Raw genomic sequence first — 17,926 nt, forward strand, 5'->3', positions numbered from 1 at the left:
GCTATGAGCCTCAGGGTGCTTTTTGGGGTACGCCATCCACGAGCGAACGCATGATGTCCGAGGTTCCCCGGAGGTCCTTTAACTCTGACATCATGTAGGGCACCAGATAGGAAATGTAGAGCACCATCAGCACGGCAAAAAGCAGGTTCTTGATGGCAAGCGACAGATCGAAAACATGCAGCTGCGGCGACATGCGCGAAAGATAGGCCAGCATCAAATCGGTGAGCAGCAGGGCCAGAACGATAGGTGCAATCAAAATGACCGCGATTTGCATGATGCGGTCCAGAACCCCGAGCAGGGCGGGAATGGCATTCACGTTGATCACCGGGGCGAATTTGACCGCGGGCCACAATTCATAGCTTTTATAGAAGCCATCGACGAGCAGCAGAAACCCGCCTGACATAAAGAACAGCGCGAGCAGGGCAAAGACAAGAAGGGTTCCGGCAATGCTGGTTTCGCTCACCTGCAAAGGGTCGATCAACTGTGCCGATGTCGAGCCACGTTGCAGATCGACCAGATCGCCCGCAACCTCTGCGCCCCAGAACGGGATGCCGAAGGCGATGCCGATGATCATGCCGACAATCAGTTCTTTAACGAGCAGACCGGTAATAAGCAGGCTGCCGAGCTGCCCTTCGGCAAGAATTCCATTCAGCACCCCGGGGACAGCCGGAATACAGATCGCCACCGCAACGCTGGAGCGGATCATTCCAGTCAGTCCCAGCCGGATGAAGGCGGGCGTGACCATGATCATGCCCAGCGCGCGGGCAACGCTTATGGCCATTGCAACGAGCAAGGGATAGGCGAGGGCAAGGAAGGATGATGTGCTGGAGATAGCGTCCATATTCCGCTAACGCGTCATTGCCGGAAAACTGTCAAGCACATGACTTGCCAGATTGGCGACCTGCACGGCAAGTGTCGGCCCAAGCACAATGAGGGTAAGCATGACGGCAACAAGTTTCACCGCCTGTGGCAATGTCTGATCCTGAATCTGTGTCAGCGCCTGTATCAGGCCCACACTGATGCCAATGATAATGGCGATCCCCAATGCTGGTGCCGAAGCAAGCAGAACCGTCAAAAGCGCATTCTGCATCTGTGCAAGAAAAGCGGTCTGACCCACAGCTACGTGCCTCCATAACTTAGTATGAGACCATGCATCAGGCGGGACCAGCCATCGACTGCCACAAAGAGAAAGATCTTCAAAGGTATCGAGATCAGGGTCGGCGACACCATCATCATGCCCATCGCCATCAACACGTTCGAGACGATCAGATCGATGACCAGAAACGGCAGATAAAGCAGGAAGCCGATCTCGAATGCGCGAGTGAGTTCCGAGCTTACGAACGCCGGAATGAGCACAAGCAGACTGTCCGGCTTGAGGTCAGCGCGCGCTTCAGGCGACCACACATTCTCGGTTGCCTGCAGGAAGAACTGACGCTCGTTTTCATTGGTGAACTTGGAAAGATGAGCTTGCAAGGGCGGTCGCAGGGCTTCTGCGGCGGCCCTCATACTATCCATTGATTGCGTATCGACCTGCTGGGCTTCCAGAATGCGATACATCTCGCCCACGAGCGGCGTCGTTACGTATACGGTCAGGATCAGCGCAATGCCATACAGGACCAGATTGGGTGGCGATTGCTGGATACCCAAGGCGTTGCGAATGAGAAACAGCACGATGGAGATTTTGAGAAACCCCGTCATTGTCACCACGGCAAGCGGGATCAGCCCGATAACCGAGACAACAATGATGATGGGTATGAGATTGGTCTGATACTCACCCAAGCCGGACGACCCTTACGCCCAGTCCAGCGCCGATCTTGACCAGTTCGCCGCTGCCAACCAGACGGCCATTGGCCAATATGCTCACGGCATTTGAAGTGCTGGCGGCAGCGGGCAGGACACTGCCTTCACCGAGCTTGCGAATTTCACTCAACGGCAGTTCGCAGCGGCCGATTTCAAAGACCAGCTCTACCGGGAGGTCGTCAACTTGTTCGAATCCTGCCGATCCGGAAGGGTTGGTATAGGATTGCGACATGGTCGAAGTCTCCCCATTCTTTGCGGGCAGGCTCCACCCGCTGGTAAGTCTGTGTGTCTGTCCGTCCGGTGAAATTGAAGCAGTGAACCGTCCCGAGAGAATGGCAATGGGATCGGCCTCCGATGATTCCCTGCGCAGGATCACATCACCGGCTTTAAGACCGCGCAATTCTGCCATCGTCAGGACCTGCGTTCCGGCGCAAAGCTGCACCGGAAATTCGATACGCGACAGCAGTTCCGTCGCCTCGGGAGCATGAGTTTGCTTGATCGCACTGCCAAGAAGCTTTGCGGAATCACGCGTCAGGTGCAATTCAGCATTACGCGGGTAATCGTCGAAATCGAGAACCCACGGCAAGATGATGTCGTAATCCGCGACCTCCTCCTGATCGCCGAAACGAATGGGATATCCGATAATCTCCTCAAGCCGGTCCAATTGTTCCGAAAGAACATGTTCGATCAGGATGGTACGCTGGCGTGGCTCAAGACCGGCAATCATTTTGGTGATGCCGAATCCCTGAACAAGACGCTCAAGCGTGCCTGCGGACAATACCAGTTTACAGGCCCATGGCCCTATGGCGACTGGCACCGTAACTGGATTGAGAAGGAGCGAAGCATTGTCGGCCAGATACATGCCGATTTCAGGCCCGCTCCTGGTCAACTGTACGGAAATGGGCTTCCTCGGAAACATATTCAAAATGGCAATATGATCCGGGTTGACTGAAGGTAGCCAGTCAAGGGGCTCCTTTGCGTCCAAGGGCCGGGTTTTTGAGAATGTTTGCGTCTCTGCGAGCATGTTCATCCTCAAAGTCCCTTGTGAACTGATGATGCGGGCCTCTGCTGGTCCTCATCCTCCAGTTCCGTCATCAAACCGGCGCGTTTGTCCTTTTTGACGCCCTGTTTCTCGAGAAGAAGCTCGAGCTTGTCATGCTGCCGGAGCCTGGAAAGATGTTCGGCGGCTTTTTCGCGGGCTTTATCTGCTTCTTCAACCAGTTTGACCTTTGCCTGCGCCTCCATCTGCTGGAGATGGGCAGCCTGATAGGTCAATGCGGACAGAGCGTCCTGATAATCATCAAGTGCCTGACGGCCGAGCAAACCGCCGGACATTTGGTCATACATTGCCGTTTCGCGGCTGAGACGACTTTCATCATTCTGGATGATGCGCTCTGCAGCCGCGTCCACGGCCATTGATGCAGTTCTCTCGGCATTTTGCTGACGAATGGAGGCCTCTTCGGCAAGTCTTGTGCGCAATTTGCGCAGCTCCATGAGCTTTTTCAGGTTCTTTTCCAGGCTCATGCGAGAAGTCCCTGCAATTGCAGTTCAGTCTCGGCAAGTCCGAAATGTTCGTCGCTGCCTTGCCGGAGAAATTGCTCGATCTGCGCATGGCGGTCCAGCGCTGCATCCGAGCGCGGGTCTGCTCCGCGCTTATATTCCCCGACGCGCAACAGCAGTTCTATATCTTCATAGCGCGCCATGAGATCGCGGACTTGTGCTGCGTTGGCACGGTGGGTTTTACTGGCAACCGCATCCATCAGGCGGCTGCGGCTTCGCAAAACATCAATGGCAGGAAAATGGTTGCGTTGGGCAAGTTCACTGCTCAGAACAATATGTCCGTCAAGAATAGCCTTTGTTTCTTCGGCCACAGGATCAAGTGTTCCGTCGCCTTCGGTGAGCACCGTATAAAGGCCGGTAATGGATCCACCAAGGCCCGGCCCGGCGCGCTCAAGCAAGCGCGGTAATGCTGCAAACAGGGAAGGCGGAAAACCTCGCCGCGTCGGTGGTTCCCCTGCCGCAAGGCCGATCTCGCGCTGCGCACGGGCAAAGCGGGTCACGCTGTCCATCAGCAGCAACACATGCTGGCCCTGATCTCTGAAATATTCAGCGATTGCCGTGGCGCCATAGGCTGCTTTGACCCGCTCGATGGCAGGACGATCAGAGGTTGCAACAACAACAACGGAACGTTTCCGGCCTTCTTCGCCGAGCTGAATATCGATAAATTCCCGCACCTCGCGTCCGCGTTCGCCGATCAACGCGATCACGATAACGTCTGCCTGTGTGCCGCGTACAATGCTGGAAAGCAGCGATGATTTACCGACGCCAGCTTCACCGAATATGCCGATGCGCTGCCCGCGTGCCACTGTAAGAAGACCATCAATAGCCTTCACACCCAGCTGCAGCGGATATTGGATTAGGTCGCGTTGCAATGGCTGGAGAGGAACATTGTGCGTGGGATAATAAGTGCCGGTATGCAGGGCTGTGGGCAGGCCCGTGCGGCTGAGAACTTCACCAAGCGGATTGAGAACGCAGCCCAGCAATTCCGGTCCTACCGGAATCTGCAATGTATGGCCGGTGGGTATCACCTCCGCCCGTGTAGACATGCCGTCGAGATCGCCGATTGGCGTGAGAACGGCCTCCTCGTCATGAAACCCAACTACTTCGGCGGGGACGATTTTTCCCGACACGGGGTCACGCAGATGGCAATATTCACCAATGCGCACCATCGAAACCGTTGCATGCACGATAATGCCGGTAATCTTGCGAATACGGCCCCGGACAGGGCGCGTATCAGCCTTGGCTGCAGTGTCCTGCAGCCGGCCCATGAGTTGGCTGAGGTCGGGCGGATTGAACTCGCGCTTCATTCCGCCGCTCCGTCCTGTCGCTGGGGTGCGACAAGGGCCTCACGGATGGCGGCAAGTTGCGTTTCCAGTCCCGCATCAACAACTGCTATCGCATTTGAAAGCACACATTTGGTGCCGCTCAAACGGGGGTCGGGAAGAACCGTGATGTTCAGCGAAGGATTGACATAGTCAGAGGCGATCCGCCGGGCTACGTCTTCGGCAATGTCCGGAGCGACAGTTATCGTGATGTCCCGCTCACGTTGAAATCCCTGCAATGCATGTTGTGCAAGTTTTGCAACCAGTTCCGCATCGTCGAACTTGCCGAAAATCCTTGAGATGATGGAAAGGCTGAGGTCAACAAGCTGCCGGTCAAGCCCGGCAACATAATCATTGACGCGGGCAGTTGTTGTCGTCAGCAAGGCCGAAGCCTCAAGCGCCCCTTGCTGGAATCCCGCCTGATAACCCTCCTTGCGGCTTGTCTCTTGAATCCCATGGATCTTTTCCATCTGGGCAATAGCTTCGGCTCTGGTCGCTTCGACAAAAGCAAAGCCGTCGATCCAGTGCTTAACATCCTGCTCGCGAATAATCTTTGATCCGGGCATCGTCGGCAACTGGCTCATCACACTGCCTCTTGTGCGGGTGAAGAGTCTGGATTTACCGCAAGCCTTCGCATGATCGCTGCGCCAAGGGCACGCTGTTTTGCGTCCGGAAATGGGATGAGAGAACGGTCATTGGCATGTTTCAGGCGGGCCCATGCGCCGATCGCCGCCGGCAGTGCTGCATGCCAGCTCGCAAGGCATCGATAACCATCGGCCTCAAGATTGGCTTCCAAAGCATCGAGGCTGTCCGGGGAAGGCAGGTTGCCTGCCAGATCGCGGTTGGCAAGCGCTGCCTGAAACGCGACCTCACCGATGCGCCGCTTTATCTCGGTTACCTCATTGGTGCGGATTTCACTGGCCAGAAATTGTGCCCAGAAAACTGCACCGGCAAGAGGGATCAAAGCCGCAATCTGATCGGCCCGGATAGAAATCAGATGAACGTCAGCCGGGTCAATGCTCATCGGCGCTGGCAATTCCGGCAATGCGAAACGATCCATCAGCAGTGATGCCAGCTGCCTCTGTACCCTTCTCGATGCCTGAAGTTGCGCCGCTACGTCTGATGAAATCACACCGTCATAGCAGGCAACAATACGCTCCGGGTGGACGAGCTTCGCGGGAGTTGAAACAAGACTGTTCCAATCCGACTGTCCGGATGGAGCGCTTGCTGCTTCGTTGGCCGAACCCAGACCCTCGCTCACTTGGCGGGTCCCACAGGTACAAGCGGATAGACCCGTCTGCGCTTCTTTTGCCAGAACAGGTAGCCGAGCGCTCCGCCAAGACCGAGGACCGCGATGAGCAAGAGACCGAAAAGCCATTTGGCTTTCGCGGCGCTGGCCGGGAGCATCCATATGCCGAGGAATGATGTGAGTTCAGTATTGGTGCCTATAGTGGGACTTGTCATCGCGACCACAGGTATGACGGACACTTTTTCATAGGTAAGTCCGGCAATACCATTTGCTACAAGGGTTTTGATCTGCGGTATCAGCGTATTGATATCCAGATTGGGTTCGTGCCGGATAAAAACCGAGGCTGAAGCGGGAACTGCATTGCGTTGCAGCGGATCATTATCCGGCAGAACCACATGGACCCGGGCGGAAACAACCCCATCAATCTCCGACACAGTGCGGGATAGTTCCTCGCTCAGCGCAAAGATCATCTGCGCTCTTTCCTGGACAGGAGAGGCGACGAGTCCTTCCTGTTTAAAGACGCTGCCCATCGTCGCAAATTGCGTTTTGGGGAGACCGGCCTCGTTGAGAACTGAAACTGCTTGCGCGAACTGGTCTTCATCGACCGTCACAGAAAGCTTGCCATTCTTTTGCAGAATGCGGCCTGCGGGGATGCCCTTCTGGAGCAGGGCGGCAACCATGGCATTAGCCTCCCGCTCTTCGAGATTGGTATAAAGATCCTCTTTACATGCCTGCAGGGCGAGACAAGTCATCGCCACGATCAGGCATCGTTGTACCGGGCTAATCTCCATGCGAAGCTTACTGACCTTTGACAAGTGTATTTGCTGCGCCTGTTATTTGCGTTGTTCCACGCACGACCATCTGTGTTTCAATCGAATGATCGAACACAGTGCCCAATTCCTGTACGACACGGGCAATGGCATCGCCTTCCACCTTGGCGGATTTTTCGCCATTGCTTCCCGTGCTGGTGAAGGATTGCAGCGAGGTGCCCTTATCCGTTTCATTTGTGCGATTGACGAATTTCCCGCTGCGCTCGACAAACCCTTTCAGGTCCTCAACCAGTGAGCGCCCGAGGTCGGCCGGACTTGCACCCTGTGGCAGCGTCTGGATATTGCGGGACATATGCTCGAAAAGATTTTGCGAAGCGACAGATTGGGTCGCTGTCGCATCTGCCGGCACTGTTGCGGCTACGGCTGCCGAGACTGCTGTCATAACAAATTCTCCATCTGATCCGGACTTTCAGCGATAGGGCTCATTCGTCCTCGGACATGGCTTCATTCAACATTTCATTGGCGATTTTCATCATTTCCTGGCCGATCAGCGAGGTGCCGCCACTCATCACAGCTTGATTCAGCGCTTCTTCAAATTGCTGCTGTTGTTCCGAAGGTGTCGGCTGATTGGCTGGCTGCTGCGTAACATTGGAAATCTGTGGGGTAGCCATTACTGCTCTCCTGTCTGCTGTTCGGCACCCGCTGATATTTGTCGGCGCGCGCTGTTCTGTCCTGTATTTCGCGGTTCGGATTGGGCAACTTCTTCTACGACTTCGTTTTTCTGTCCGCCGCGGAACACGCGTACGCGAGGATCGTCCGCTGTGGCTTGGGGTGGTGGCTGAACTGTCGAAACGACCTGCTGAACCATGGCGATAAAAGCGGGAGGGCCGGAAACGCGCAGCGCCGGGGCGTTCGGGGTGGACTTGATGGAGAAGCGATCATCCATGAGATCAAGACGCTGAACCTCATCAACAACCATCCCGCCATTTGCCCGGCCAAGGTCGATAATCTGGGTGGCGAATTCTTCGTTGGAATTCATGTGAAGTATTGATCCGTCATAGTACCAGATCAATCCGTTTGCTTCGGCCAGGCGTGTCAGGAAAGCGCCGGCTGTATCGGCGCGCACTTCACCTCGCACCTGACCGCGTATCTTGTCCGAAAGCGCAACGGGAACACCGAGGTTGCGGCCAAATTCTTTCAGCGCGTCGCGAATATCCTGATTGATCAGTACATAGGAATATCGCTTGCCGAACCATTCGGGTGCCGCTGCAAATGCCAAACCGCAGGACGTAAAAACGAGGCCTGCTGTGGCAATCGACACAACGAGCCTTCGCATATGCCCAACGGTCATCGGAAAAGTCATGCGAAAGCACCCTCTAATGCGAAGTGTCACATTTACCTCTATAACAGCAATGAATCAGATGCAACGCAACTATAAACTAAATGTAGTTTGACCCTACTGACATTTTTTGTCAGTAGTAACATCATGTATTGCGAATAGTTCAAATTTTGAATTAGTTTTGATCTTGCGGCGCAAAAAATTGTACTGATACGATTCCGAGATCAACTATCGTTACGTTTTGTAATATGAACTGAACTTTGTTAAATTGCCTTCTCTATTTTTTCATACTATCACCGATTACTAGCCAGTTCGCTTAGTCTTATGCCCCGGCTGGCGCCGAGACAGTATAATTCGGTTTGGATTTCTATAGATGAGTGTCAATCTCAAGGAGAAATAGCATGGCTGTTCAAGGTGTTGGTGGAGCGACGGGCTCGGATGCTTCAATCGGAAAGATGGAAGCAGCTTTTGACAAGGCGATCGAAAAGTCCGCAAAAATCACCGAAATCACGACTGAAAAGAAGGTCGCACTTGATGCTGCCAAGCAGCGTCCAAACAACTGATTTTTAAAATTTGCGCAGGTGGCAAATGTGTCATCTGCGCAAATTTCTATTGCCGGTCGGGCGCCTTTTGCCAGTTTGAGCCCGATGTAAAGACGCATGCGAATACTTCAAATACTTTACAAACGAGGCAAACGTCATGGGCTCCATTGTTCGATTTCAAGAACCAAAACCAGCATTGTTACTCCGGGTAACGGCGGGTGTTCATGATGGCGTACTGCTCCCGCTGGAAGGCAATGCCTATCGCCTGGGATCAGCGGCAGATTGTGACCTGACGCTTAGCGACCGCGATGTCGGTGCTCATCACATGACGCTCCAGCTTCAAGGTTCGAATGTACTGATCGAGGCCATTGACGGCGATGTCGTCATTGATGATGACACGCTTGTGCCGGCTGGCCATGGCGTGCGTTCTCCCTTGCCTTTCGAATTTCAGATCGGTGGCGCAACGATCGAACTGTCCTCACCCGTGCCTGAGGGCGATTCATTGCGGAAAATGCCAAGAGCCAGCTGGATCGCCATTGGCGGCGGCGCGCTGACGCTTTTGACGATTGCTGCCGTCCAGGCAGGGGTCGGGGATTTCCTTGGTTCGAACAATGCTGCTGTTGCCCATCTTTCGGCCAAACATGGTCAGGTCATCGAGAGCGTTCATGCTCCTGCTGCTGATGAACCGGTGGCGGCGTCGCTCAAGACCAGACTTGCAGAAAATGGCCTTTCCGGTCTCAAAGTTGATGCGGACGGGACGCGTTTGACAGTGTCGGGCGAGTTGACCGCAGACGAGAACAAGGCCTGGGCCAATATCCAGAACTGGTTCGATCGCACCTACGGCGGAACCTATGTCCTGACCAGCATGGTCGGGGCTATGGCGCCCAAAGTGCAACCCAAATTCAATTTGCAGGCTGTGTGGTTCGGGGATGCGCCCTACGCCATCAGTTCAGATGGAACGCGGCTCTATAAGGGAGCTGCGCTCGAAGATGGCTGGATCATCAAGGACATTCGTGACGGACGCCTGACCGCGGCCCGTCAGGGCGAAGAGTTTGTCCTGACGTTCTAGAGTTCTGCCTTAATGCGCATAACCCCAGGAATTGTAAATGATTTTTGGAAGGACTTATGCGCCGGATAAATAATTGCTGCGTCTTTTGTATGTGGAGACAAAACGCAGTGATGGGGGATGCGAATGGCACTTGACGTTCGTCGGCAGGAAGATCGGATTCGGGCGCAGCTCGGGTCAGTTTCCGCACGTCCCGATGCCACGAGGGTCGAGCAGGCACAATCCAAAGCATTCGACGCATCCCTGGCTCGCTCCGAGCAGGCAGCGCGGCGCGCCAAAGAACCATTCATCGGCCAGATAGGACGGCTGCGAAAGCCGAAACTGGCAAATCCCGGCGTGTTCGATTTGGCGCGATCGCAGGAGATTCTGGACTATCTCATCAATGATCTGCTGCCGGAGCTGGATATTGACGAGGAAATCGCTGCAATCACCGCATCAATGCTGACGGAAGAGATAGAGAGCAGGCGTGAATTGCAGGAACGGCTCAGTCTTGCGCAAAATCAGGCATTGGGCCAGTGACTCAGCAGCGCCGGGACAGTGTCGAATTTCTTCATGGGCTCGGTTATCTCTATTGCAGGGCGGGGCAGCCCGAACGCGGATTGGTGTTTCTGCTGCTGGCCGCAAAGATTGCCCCGCATGAAACGTCAATCCTCAAATCCCTGGCGGCGGTCTTTGTCGAAACCGAATCCGCCACGCGCGCGCTGACTGCCATTGATCGAATCGAAGATATTGAAGGGACAGTTGCCCCTGGTCTTTCCCTTCTCAAAAGCAGGGCGCAATGGCTTCGCGGCGAACATGACCGGGCCCGCGAGACGTTTCAGGATTATGTAGAACGAAGGCGGTCGGCATGAATATTCTCGCCTCGCTCAATCGCTTTGCGCGGGTGGCCTCCAAGCGCTCGGACATTGTCATTGCGGCTTTCATGCTGATTGCCATCATCATGATGATCATTCCGCTGCCGACATTTCTTGTCGACATGTTGATTGGTATGAACATCGCTTTCAGCCTGCTTATCTTTGTTGTGGCCTTCTATATCTCGAAGCCCGTGCAGTTTTCGGCTTTGCCGTCAATTATCCTGCTTGGCACGCTTTTTCGTCTTTCGCTTTCGATTACCACGACGCGTTTGATTCTGCTTCAGGCCGATGCCGGCCAGATCGTTGCCGCCTTTGGTGATTTCGTTGTGGGCGGCGAGGTCGTGATCGGTCTTGTTGTCTTCCTGATCATCACCATTGCCCAGTTTGTCGTGATTACAAAAGGCGCCGAGCGCGTGGCCGAAGTCGGTGCGCGCTTTGCTCTTGATGCCATGCCCGGCAAACAGATGAGCATTGATAGCGAGGCGCGCAGCGGCGATATAGATCAGGCCGAGGCAAAGCGCAGGCGTCAGGGTCTCGAGCGCGAGAGCCAGTTCTATGGCTCCATGGACGGCGCCATGAAATTCGTCAAAGGCGACGCAGTTGCCGGGTTGATCATCATTGCGATCAATCTCATCGGCGGCCTTGCCATCGGTACATTGCAACATGGCCTGCCGTTCGGCGAGGCAGCGCATACCTATTCGCTGCTGACTGTCGGCGATGGTTTGATTTCGCAAATACCGGCGCTGATGATGGCAGTCGCCGCAGGCATGGTGGTGACCCGGGTAACCTCTGACCGGGACGAGGATCTGGGCAGCGAGATCATTGGCCAGCTGGGTGCAAACCATCGTGCTCTCGCCCTGGCGGCGGTTATTCTTTTCGGCTTTGGCGTCGTTCCGGGGTTCCCGACCTTCGTGTTCTGGACACTCTCGGCACTGGCAGGCGGACTTGCCTATGTCGTGCACAAGAGGGCTGGCGGCCAGGATACCGATGACGACAATGCCGGCAATGTCCTTCAGATCGGCAATATAACCAGGCCGCCACTGACACTGGCAGACGGGCAAACAGGACTTCTGCCCGGTTCGCAGCGCCTGGTCCTTTGCCTTGGTTCGCATCTGGCGGAGACTGCGGCGCTTCCGGTATTGCAAGAGAACATTGAACAGGTCCGCGCCAACGTCCTTACCGATATCGGTGTGCGTGTTCCGCAGATCGGCATTCGCACCGATCCGACGCTGGAACCTGACCAGTTCCGCATCGATCTTGAAGGCGTTCCGGTCACGGACGGAATAATCTTTATCGATCAGATTCTGGTGACGGATGAAACAGTTCATCTCGAACTCATGTCCATCCCCTATCAGGTGCGCCCCGTTCTTATCGGACGGAACGATTCCGTGTGGGTTATGCAAAACCACAGGCAGACATTGGAAGATGCCGGCATAACATTCCATGAGCCCGTTGCGGTTTTGATGGAGGTTCTGACCCGCTCTGTGCGCCGTTATGCATCCGACTTCATTGATGTGCAGGAGGTTCGTTTTCTCCTGTCGCAGGTTGAGGAGGATTACGGCGATCTGGTCAAGGAAGCCGTAGGCGTTTCATCTCTGCAGAAAATCTCCGAGGTTCTTCGCAGGCTGGTTGAAGAGGATATCCCGATCACCAATCTGCGTGTCATCCTGCAGGCCATCGTCGAATGGGGGCCGCAGATCCAAAGCCCCTATGTGCTGGCCGAGTATGCGCGTATCGGATTGGCAAGGCAGATTTGCCACCGGCATTCGGAAATGAACCGGATCGTTTCTGCCTATCTGCTGACGCGGGAAACCGAAGATGCAGTCCGTGCCAGCGTGAATCAGGGGCCGGGCAATCCTTCGATCAATATTCCCGAAGATATATCCCGTCCCATCATCGAGCAGCTGAAAAGCCGGTTCAATGGCAGGGATACGGATATCGTCAGAACAGTGCTGACAACAATGGATATTCGCCGTCCTATCAGAAATCTCCTGATACGAAACGATATCAATCTGCCGGTTCTTTCCTACCAGGAAATCTCGCCGGAATTCAGTGTGCAGTCTCTTGGCTATATCTCGCTACCGGCCTCCGGCCAGATGCGGCAGATCGGGGCAGGGGCAAATGAGTAAGCGTTCAGTCAGTTTCCGTAACCAGCAACATCAGAATGTGGTGGACAATTACCCTATGCTCATACTGAATTCCTTTAAAAGGATCCGGCCGGCACGTTTGCCGGCGCCCATATTTATGCTCGCTGTGCTCTTGTCGTTTCTTGCCTGTCTGCATCCCGCTTCCGCTCAGGTCAAAGTGGATGCCACTGCGGGACAGGTGCTCAAGCTCAGCATGGGACAGGGACAGATATTGCGTTTCGACCAGCCGGTTGAATCGGTCTTTCTGGCCGATACGACCATTGCCGATGTTCGGGTCGTCTCGCCTGGAGCGGTCTATATTTATGGAACGAAAATCGGCAACACCAATCTGATCGCGCTCAGTCCCGATCAGGGCACGCGCGGGACTGTCCAGATACGTGTTGTCGGCAATCCAAAAGAAGCGCAGCAGTCGGCCAAGGTGCTGCAACCGACCTCCACGGTGGATATTACCCTGTTCGGTGAGCAATATGTCGGCAAAGGCCAGACGAACAATGTGGGCGAGGCGCTGGACACGGACAATGTGCTTCAAAGCTATTCCAAACCTGACAAGCCCGCGCTCAACAATACAACAATTTCGGGTCCAAATCAGGTCAATATCCGCGTGCGGTTTGCCGAAGTGGCACGCAATGAGCTTGCGCGCTACGGTGTCGATTGGAGTGCGGTCGTCAATAGCGGCTCGTTCTCCTTTGGTCTTGTCAGAAGCGGTAATGTTGCCAGCCGGGATGGTGCAACTGCAATTGGTGTGAATAGCCGCAACGTCAATGTCGGCGTCCTTCTGGATGCATTGAAGGACAATGGCGTCCTGACGATCCTTGCAGAACCCAATATCACCGCCGTCACGGGACAAACGGCAAGCTTTCTTGCCGGTGGTGAAATCCCGGTTCCGATTCCGGTAGGAAACGACCAGATCGGCATCGAGTACAAGCAGTTCGGCGTGTCCTTGCAATTCACACCGACACTTCTGCCAAATGATCGCATTGCCTTGCAGGTGAGGCCGGAAGTCAGCAGCGTTTCGCAGGATAGCGTGGTGTCCATCGGCGGACTGGTTGTGCCATCCCTGCGCATCAGGCGGGCTGATACCACCGTGGAAGTCGGAAGCGGCCAGACATTTGCCATTGCCGGTCTGTTCCAGCGCCAGGAAACGCAATCGATCAACAAGACACCGGTCGTCGGTGATGTGCCGATCCTCGGAGAATTGTTCAAGTCGAAGCGTTTCCAGCGCAACGAGACGGAGCTGGTCATTTTGATCACGCCCTATCTCGTCGAGCCTACATCCTCCCGCAATCTAAAAACGCCGCTGGACAGCCCGTCGGGTGCAATCTCGTCGCCGCGCAAAAAATCCAGGAAGGTCGTCAATCAGGGGTATGGTTTCTATGTTGAATAATCGACCAATGTCCCCCAATTGCTTTGGCCTCAAACTGTTGGTTCTGACCGGTGTGGTGGTTCTTTCCGGCTGCATGGGTACCAAGATCCAGCCCTATTCGCCAAACTACAGCTATATCGACGCTGGCGGCACTTCGCGGCCGGGCGTGGTCAGAAAAGGGTATGACAGTGAGCGGGCCGCCATGCTCGTTCCCGATGCCTGTATCACGCCCGATACGGGTGAATACCCGATGTATCTGCCGTCGGGCTGCGCAAATAATCTCAATTTGCAGCATATGGCGGCCAAGAAGCAGGATTTGATGCGTGGCCGGGAGATGGGGCCAGCCATGGCTGCGCCTGTCGCCCGCGCCGCACAGAATTACATTGAAGGGACCGACCCTGAAACCAGACGCCGCCGCCTTCCGGCGGATGAGGCAAACCGGTCAACCCAATGAGGATTATCGGCATGATCAAATTATATCGGGGAGCATCAATATGATCATGAAACATCTTGTTGGCGGTATCTTGCCCGTCCTGACCTTGGGGCTGGCAGTAACGGGCTGCATGTCCGGCACAGCGGAGCAAACAGCAGCCAAGAAGCCTGTCAGCGAGCAATCCAGATTGATGAAGATTGCCAGGGATATTGATGCAAAGGGCGAGAGCGGCACAGCTTTGGCCCTATATGAACGCGCTGCCGAAATGTCCGAAAATGATTCGACCGTCCATGTCAGGCTTGGAAATGCCAGGATGAAAGACGGTGATCCGGACGGGGCGGAACAGGCCTACCGTTCTGCATTGCAGATCAATCCGCAAGACGCCAATGCCATGCTTGGGCTTGGAACGGTGCAGTTGCAGCGCGGCGATGCGAGCGCTGCCGCCCGAATTCTGGCGTCGGCTGCGCCAGCGGTAAACACCGTATCGGCCTATAACAAACTGGGAACCGCCATGGTTCTGAGCGGCGATGGCGCGGGAGCGGAAGGAGCCTTCGCCAAGGCGCTTGCGCTGCAACCGGGAAATCTTGATACCAAAACCAATCTGGCATTGGCGCAGGCCCTGTCGAACAAACTGCCCGACGCATCGACAAGCATGAACAGTGTCGTGACATCGCCACTCGCCGAGAAGCGTCATTTCATCAATTACATGATCATTCTCAGCATGTCGGGAGATTCGGCAGGAGCACGTGCAATCGACGTGCCTGACATGGCGGTGAACCAGAAGAATCAGATTTTGGCGAAAGCTGCAAAATTACGCTCGATTCAGGATCCGGCGAAGCGGGCACAAGCCATTGGCCTGCTCGCTTCGGCGTAATCAAGGACGAAAGATGTGAGCCAGACCAGCGAAGAAAAAACACTTCCAGCGTCAGACAAGAAGATCGAGGACGCACGCAAGAAGGGTCAGGTGCTGCATAGCCCTGACATGGTTTCCGGCGTGATCATTCTCTCCTGCACCATGTTCCTCATCTACATCGCTCCGGTTCTGCGTGTGAAAGTTGGTGCTCTGCTTGAGGAAGCTTCGCATATTTACGACCGTCCTTTTGCCGAAGTCTGGTACCGGTTGATCACAATTTCGGTCCAGAGCCTGCTCACGGCCACCATACCCATACTCCTTATCACCATCTTCGCAATTCTGATTACCAACGTCGCGGTGACGCGCGGCTTTGTCTTTTCCGCCAAGCCCATTGAGCCCGACTTTGACCGTATTAATCCGGCGACGGGGTTGAAGCGTATATTCTCGCTCAAAAGCGTCGTTGAGTTCTGCAAGGCCCTGTTCAAGATCATTGCCGTGACAACCGCTTTTGTCTTCGTCTTTCAGGCCGGGCTGAAGGCCCTGTTCGAGTCGCCATCCTGTGGCGGGCTGTGCATGCAGGCGACATTCTTTGCCATGTTGAAGCCATTGGCTGCGATAGCCGTCGGTGCATTCCTGATCCTCGGTTTTTGCGACATTTTCCTGCAACGCTGGCTGTTCCTGCGCGAAATGCGAATGACGAAGACGGAGAGCAAGCGCGAGCACAAGGATATGGAGGGTGACCCGCTGATCAAGCAGGAACGCAATCGCCAGCGCCAGGCCATGACCGGTGGCAAGACCGGGCTGAAAAGTGCAGTTCTAATCATTGGCGACCCAGCCGATACAATTGTCGGAATCCGCTACGTGCGCGGTGAAACGCCGGTTCCCATCGTCGTTTGCCGCTCGTCCGGTGCCGGTGCCATGCAGATGAGCCGGCAGGCGGGCGATCTCGGGATTCCCGTATCATTGGATGGCGACCTTGCCCGTCAGATCGCCAAGACTGCCAGCATAGGCAATCCGGTTCCCGAACGCGCCTTCCAGCCCGTCGCAAATGCTCTTGTCGCAGCGGGGTTGATTTGAATGTTTCAGGATTTTGCACGGCCAAAGCACGCAATGCTCTCAATGGAGGTATATTTTTCATGATGACCCTGAAGTCCGGCTTCGGAGCATTGACGATTATTCTGGCTTGTCTTGGCAGCGTCGGCGCGGGTGAGAAAGTGCTCCCGACCGAGCCATCACCGCCCATCCTCGACCAAAAGAACCACAAGGTCTGGATTCAGCAAGGCTATCTCGATTTCCTGATGGAGCCGGAAAGCTATCCGCCTCGCCATGCGCGTCATGGCGCTGTGGCAGTGGACAGGCTCCAGCCTGCCGCCCCGCGCAGCGTCGTGAGCTACGAGACCCATGAAAAGCCGGGCACGATCATTATAGAGACGGAAAACCGCTCGCTTTATCTCGTGCAGGGCAATGGCCGTGCACTGCGTTACCCTGTTGGTGTCGGCCGGGAAGGCTATGGCTGGCGTGGGACCGAGCGTGTGTCGAGCAAGAAGGAGTGGCCCGATTGGTGGCCTCCCTCCGACATGCTTGCCCGGCGGCCTGACCTGCCACAACGCATGGCTGGCGGACCGGAAAATCCGCTTGGTGCACGCGCGCTTTATCTGGGAGACACACTCTACAGGATTCACGGCTCGAACGAGCCTGAAAGCGTGGGGCAATCATCCTCATCAGGATGTTTTCGCATGACGAACGAAGACGTCGTCGATCTCTATCGCCGCGTAAAAATCGGAACAAAAGTAGTTGTTTTGTAAGGAGGCAATACAATGGCATTTGTCGTGAAATTTGATGGAAAAAGCTTCAGCCTGAAGAGTGCAGATGGCGCTCAGACCTACAATGTCAGCCCTGCACAATCGCAATCCTGGCAAGCGGCGCTGGAAAAGCAGGCCAAGATGCAGGGCTTTAAAAGTACAACCGAGTTGCTCGATACCTTTGTGGTGACCGTGCCAAACGCCGGAGACTCCCAGTATAAGATCGCCGATCAGTTTGGTATTGGGCCCGAAGGGGCGCAGGCGATGGTGGAGGGCAATGTGCAATTTGCCGACCCTGATCTGATCCATACCTATCATGAGGGCGATCTCAATCCCGATTTTGTTACGGTTCCGGTACAGCCCGAGGCGGATAAGCCCATTTCAAATAAAAACCCGGATGGACCAGTTCCCTCATCAGACGAGCCAACGGGGCAAACGGATGGTGTCAAGAAGCAGAGTGCGATCGATACGCTGAAGAATCCCAGTGCTACCTCAGAACAGCGCAAGACTGCCATTGCGACCTATCTCGATGGGCATAGTGGCAGCGTAGAGGACCGTACCAAGGCGGCGATTGAGCTGCTTGATCCCAATCAGGATTATGGCGAAGAAAAAGTGAGGACGGCCAAACGTCAGGAGATACTGGATGTTCTCGTGGAGCCATCCAAGGACAATGACGCCAAGAAAAACGTCTTTGACAGCCTGCTGGAACACAATTGGGTTTCGAAGAGATTTGACGACAAGAGCATGGACAAGCTGATCGGCGAGCACGCCAAGAACAAATACAATATCGATTGTGATCCGGTGAAGTGGAATCGCTGAGGTCTGG

General features: G+C 55.1%; 23 protein-coding genes. 11 read left to right on the plus strand and 12 right to left on the minus strand.

Annotation, left to right across the window (positions count from 1 at the left end):
* Positions 1-10 precede the first annotated feature (10 nt).
* The 12 genes from sctT to ACTJI9_RS17670 are packed head-to-tail and all read right to left on the minus strand — an operon-like array spanning position 11 to position 8,064.
* On the minus strand, positions 11-841 hold the full coding sequence (gene sctT / locus ACTJI9_RS17615; protein ID WP_115055038.1) for a type III secretion system export apparatus subunit SctT: 831 nt from the start codon (positions 839-841) through the stop codon (positions 11-13).
* A gap of 6 nt (positions 842-847) precedes the next feature.
* Positions 848-1,117 carry an EscS/YscS/HrcS family type III secretion system export apparatus protein gene (locus tag ACTJI9_RS17620; RefSeq protein ID WP_115055039.1) on the minus strand — a complete coding sequence of 90 codons (270 nt, stop codon included), beginning with the start codon at positions 1,115-1,117 and terminating at the stop codon, positions 848-850.
* A 2-nt stretch (positions 1,118-1,119) separates the two neighbouring features.
* The gene (sctR, locus tag ACTJI9_RS17625) at positions 1,120-1,779 is read right to left on the minus strand and encodes a type III secretion system export apparatus subunit SctR (RefSeq protein WP_115055040.1); all 660 of its coding nucleotides are present in this window, start codon (positions 1,777-1,779) and stop codon (positions 1,120-1,122) included.
* A complete protein-coding gene (gene sctQ / locus ACTJI9_RS17630) occupies positions 1,772-2,830 on the minus strand; it encodes a type III secretion system cytoplasmic ring protein SctQ (protein ID WP_440809717.1) in 1,059 nt (352 codons plus the stop codon). Before sctQ ends, sctR begins: the two co-directional genes overlap by 8 nt.
* Before the next feature lie 2 nt (positions 2,831-2,832).
* On the minus strand, positions 2,833-3,324 hold the full coding sequence (gene sctO, locus ACTJI9_RS17635; protein WP_440809720.1) for a type III secretion system stalk subunit SctO: 492 nt from the start codon (positions 3,322-3,324) through the stop codon (positions 2,833-2,835).
* A complete protein-coding gene (locus tag ACTJI9_RS17640; RefSeq protein ID WP_440809722.1) occupies positions 3,321-4,667 on the minus strand; it encodes a FliI/YscN family ATPase in 1,347 nt (448 codons plus the stop codon). Before ACTJI9_RS17640 ends, sctO begins: the two co-directional genes overlap by 4 nt.
* Positions 4,664-5,266 (minus strand): FliH/SctL family protein, encoded by a 603-nt coding sequence (locus tag ACTJI9_RS17645; protein ID WP_307277435.1) that lies wholly within the window; start codon positions 5,264-5,266, stop codon positions 4,664-4,666. The genes ACTJI9_RS17640 and ACTJI9_RS17645 overlap by 4 nt, the downstream gene beginning before the upstream one ends.
* On the minus strand, positions 5,266-5,943 hold the full coding sequence (locus tag ACTJI9_RS17650; protein ID WP_440809725.1) for a type III secretion protein: 678 nt from the start codon (positions 5,941-5,943) through the stop codon (positions 5,266-5,268). The genes ACTJI9_RS17645 and ACTJI9_RS17650 overlap by 1 nt, the downstream gene beginning before the upstream one ends.
* Positions 5,940-6,746 carry a type III secretion system inner membrane ring lipoprotein SctJ gene (gene sctJ / locus ACTJI9_RS17655; RefSeq protein WP_440809728.1) on the minus strand — a complete coding sequence of 269 codons (807 nt, stop codon included), beginning with the start codon at positions 6,744-6,746 and terminating at the stop codon, positions 5,940-5,942. Before sctJ ends, ACTJI9_RS17650 begins: the two co-directional genes overlap by 4 nt.
* Positions 6,730-7,143, minus strand: a complete 414-nt coding sequence (locus ACTJI9_RS17660) for a hypothetical protein (RefSeq protein ID WP_115055047.1) — start codon at positions 7,141-7,143, stop codon at positions 6,730-6,732. Before ACTJI9_RS17660 ends, sctJ begins: the two co-directional genes overlap by 17 nt.
* 40 nt (positions 7,144-7,183) lie before the next feature.
* On the minus strand, positions 7,184-7,372 hold the full coding sequence (locus tag ACTJI9_RS17665; protein WP_115055048.1) for a hypothetical protein: 189 nt from the start codon (positions 7,370-7,372) through the stop codon (positions 7,184-7,186).
* The gene (locus tag ACTJI9_RS17670; RefSeq protein ID WP_115055049.1) at positions 7,372-8,064 is read right to left on the minus strand and encodes a type III secretion protein; all 693 of its coding nucleotides are present in this window, start codon (positions 8,062-8,064) and stop codon (positions 7,372-7,374) included. Before ACTJI9_RS17670 ends, ACTJI9_RS17665 begins: the two co-directional genes overlap by 1 nt.
* 377 nt (positions 8,065-8,441) lie before the next feature.
* On the opposite strand from ACTJI9_RS17670, the gene ACTJI9_RS17675 reads away from it, so the two are divergent.
* The 11 genes from ACTJI9_RS17675 (at position 8,442) to ACTJI9_RS17725 (ending at position 17,919) form a co-directional block, all read left to right on the plus strand.
* Entirely contained in the window at positions 8,442-8,603 is a 162-nt protein-coding gene (locus ACTJI9_RS17675) for a hypothetical protein (protein ID WP_307277448.1), read from the plus strand.
* 136 nt (positions 8,604-8,739) lie between these two features.
* Positions 8,740-9,651 carry a SctD/MshK family protein gene (locus ACTJI9_RS17680; RefSeq protein ID WP_307277450.1) on the plus strand — a complete coding sequence of 304 codons (912 nt, stop codon included), beginning with the start codon at positions 8,740-8,742 and terminating at the stop codon, positions 9,649-9,651.
* Between the two features lie 123 nt (positions 9,652-9,774).
* Complete coding sequence (locus ACTJI9_RS17685; RefSeq protein WP_307277453.1) at positions 9,775-10,167, plus strand: hypothetical protein; 393 nt, start codon at positions 9,775-9,777, stop codon at positions 10,165-10,167.
* The gene (locus ACTJI9_RS17690; RefSeq protein ID WP_336441485.1) at positions 10,164-10,499 is read left to right on the plus strand and encodes a type III secretion protein; all 336 of its coding nucleotides are present in this window, start codon (positions 10,164-10,166) and stop codon (positions 10,497-10,499) included. Before ACTJI9_RS17685 ends, ACTJI9_RS17690 begins: the two co-directional genes overlap by 4 nt.
* Entirely contained in the window at positions 10,496-12,631 is a 2,136-nt protein-coding gene (gene sctV / locus ACTJI9_RS17695; protein WP_440809734.1) for a type III secretion system export apparatus subunit SctV, read from the plus strand. Before ACTJI9_RS17690 ends, sctV begins: the two co-directional genes overlap by 4 nt.
* Positions 12,632-12,746: 115 nt before the next feature.
* Positions 12,747-14,033 carry a type II and III secretion system protein family protein gene (locus ACTJI9_RS17700; protein WP_440809737.1) on the plus strand — a complete coding sequence of 429 codons (1,287 nt, stop codon included), beginning with the start codon at positions 12,747-12,749 and terminating at the stop codon, positions 14,031-14,033.
* The gene (locus ACTJI9_RS17705; protein ID WP_440809739.1) at positions 14,023-14,466 is read left to right on the plus strand and encodes a hypothetical protein; all 444 of its coding nucleotides are present in this window, start codon (positions 14,023-14,025) and stop codon (positions 14,464-14,466) included. Before ACTJI9_RS17700 ends, ACTJI9_RS17705 begins: the two co-directional genes overlap by 11 nt.
* A 40-nt stretch (positions 14,467-14,506) precedes the next feature.
* The gene (locus ACTJI9_RS17710) at positions 14,507-15,319 is read left to right on the plus strand and encodes a tetratricopeptide repeat protein (protein ID WP_115055056.1); all 813 of its coding nucleotides are present in this window, start codon (positions 14,507-14,509) and stop codon (positions 15,317-15,319) included.
* 15 nt (positions 15,320-15,334) lie between these two features.
* Positions 15,335-16,375 carry an EscU/YscU/HrcU family type III secretion system export apparatus switch protein gene (locus ACTJI9_RS17715; protein WP_307277472.1) on the plus strand — a complete coding sequence of 347 codons (1,041 nt, stop codon included), beginning with the start codon at positions 15,335-15,337 and terminating at the stop codon, positions 16,373-16,375.
* Positions 16,376-16,434: 59 nt separating this feature from the next.
* Positions 16,435-17,103: a L,D-transpeptidase gene (locus ACTJI9_RS17720; protein WP_440809741.1), complete on the plus strand. Its 669-nt coding sequence runs from the start codon at positions 16,435-16,437 to the stop codon at positions 17,101-17,103.
* A 12-nt stretch (positions 17,104-17,115) separates the two neighbouring features.
* A complete protein-coding gene (locus tag ACTJI9_RS17725) occupies positions 17,116-17,919 on the plus strand; it encodes a hypothetical protein (protein ID WP_115055058.1) in 804 nt (267 codons plus the stop codon).
* Positions 17,920-17,926 lie beyond the last annotated feature (7 nt).

The sequence above is a fragment of the Phyllobacterium sp. 22552 genome, assembly GCF_052044585.1.
In the GTDB taxonomy this organism is placed as follows: domain Bacteria; phylum Pseudomonadota; class Alphaproteobacteria; order Rhizobiales; family Rhizobiaceae; genus Phyllobacterium; species Phyllobacterium ifriqiyense.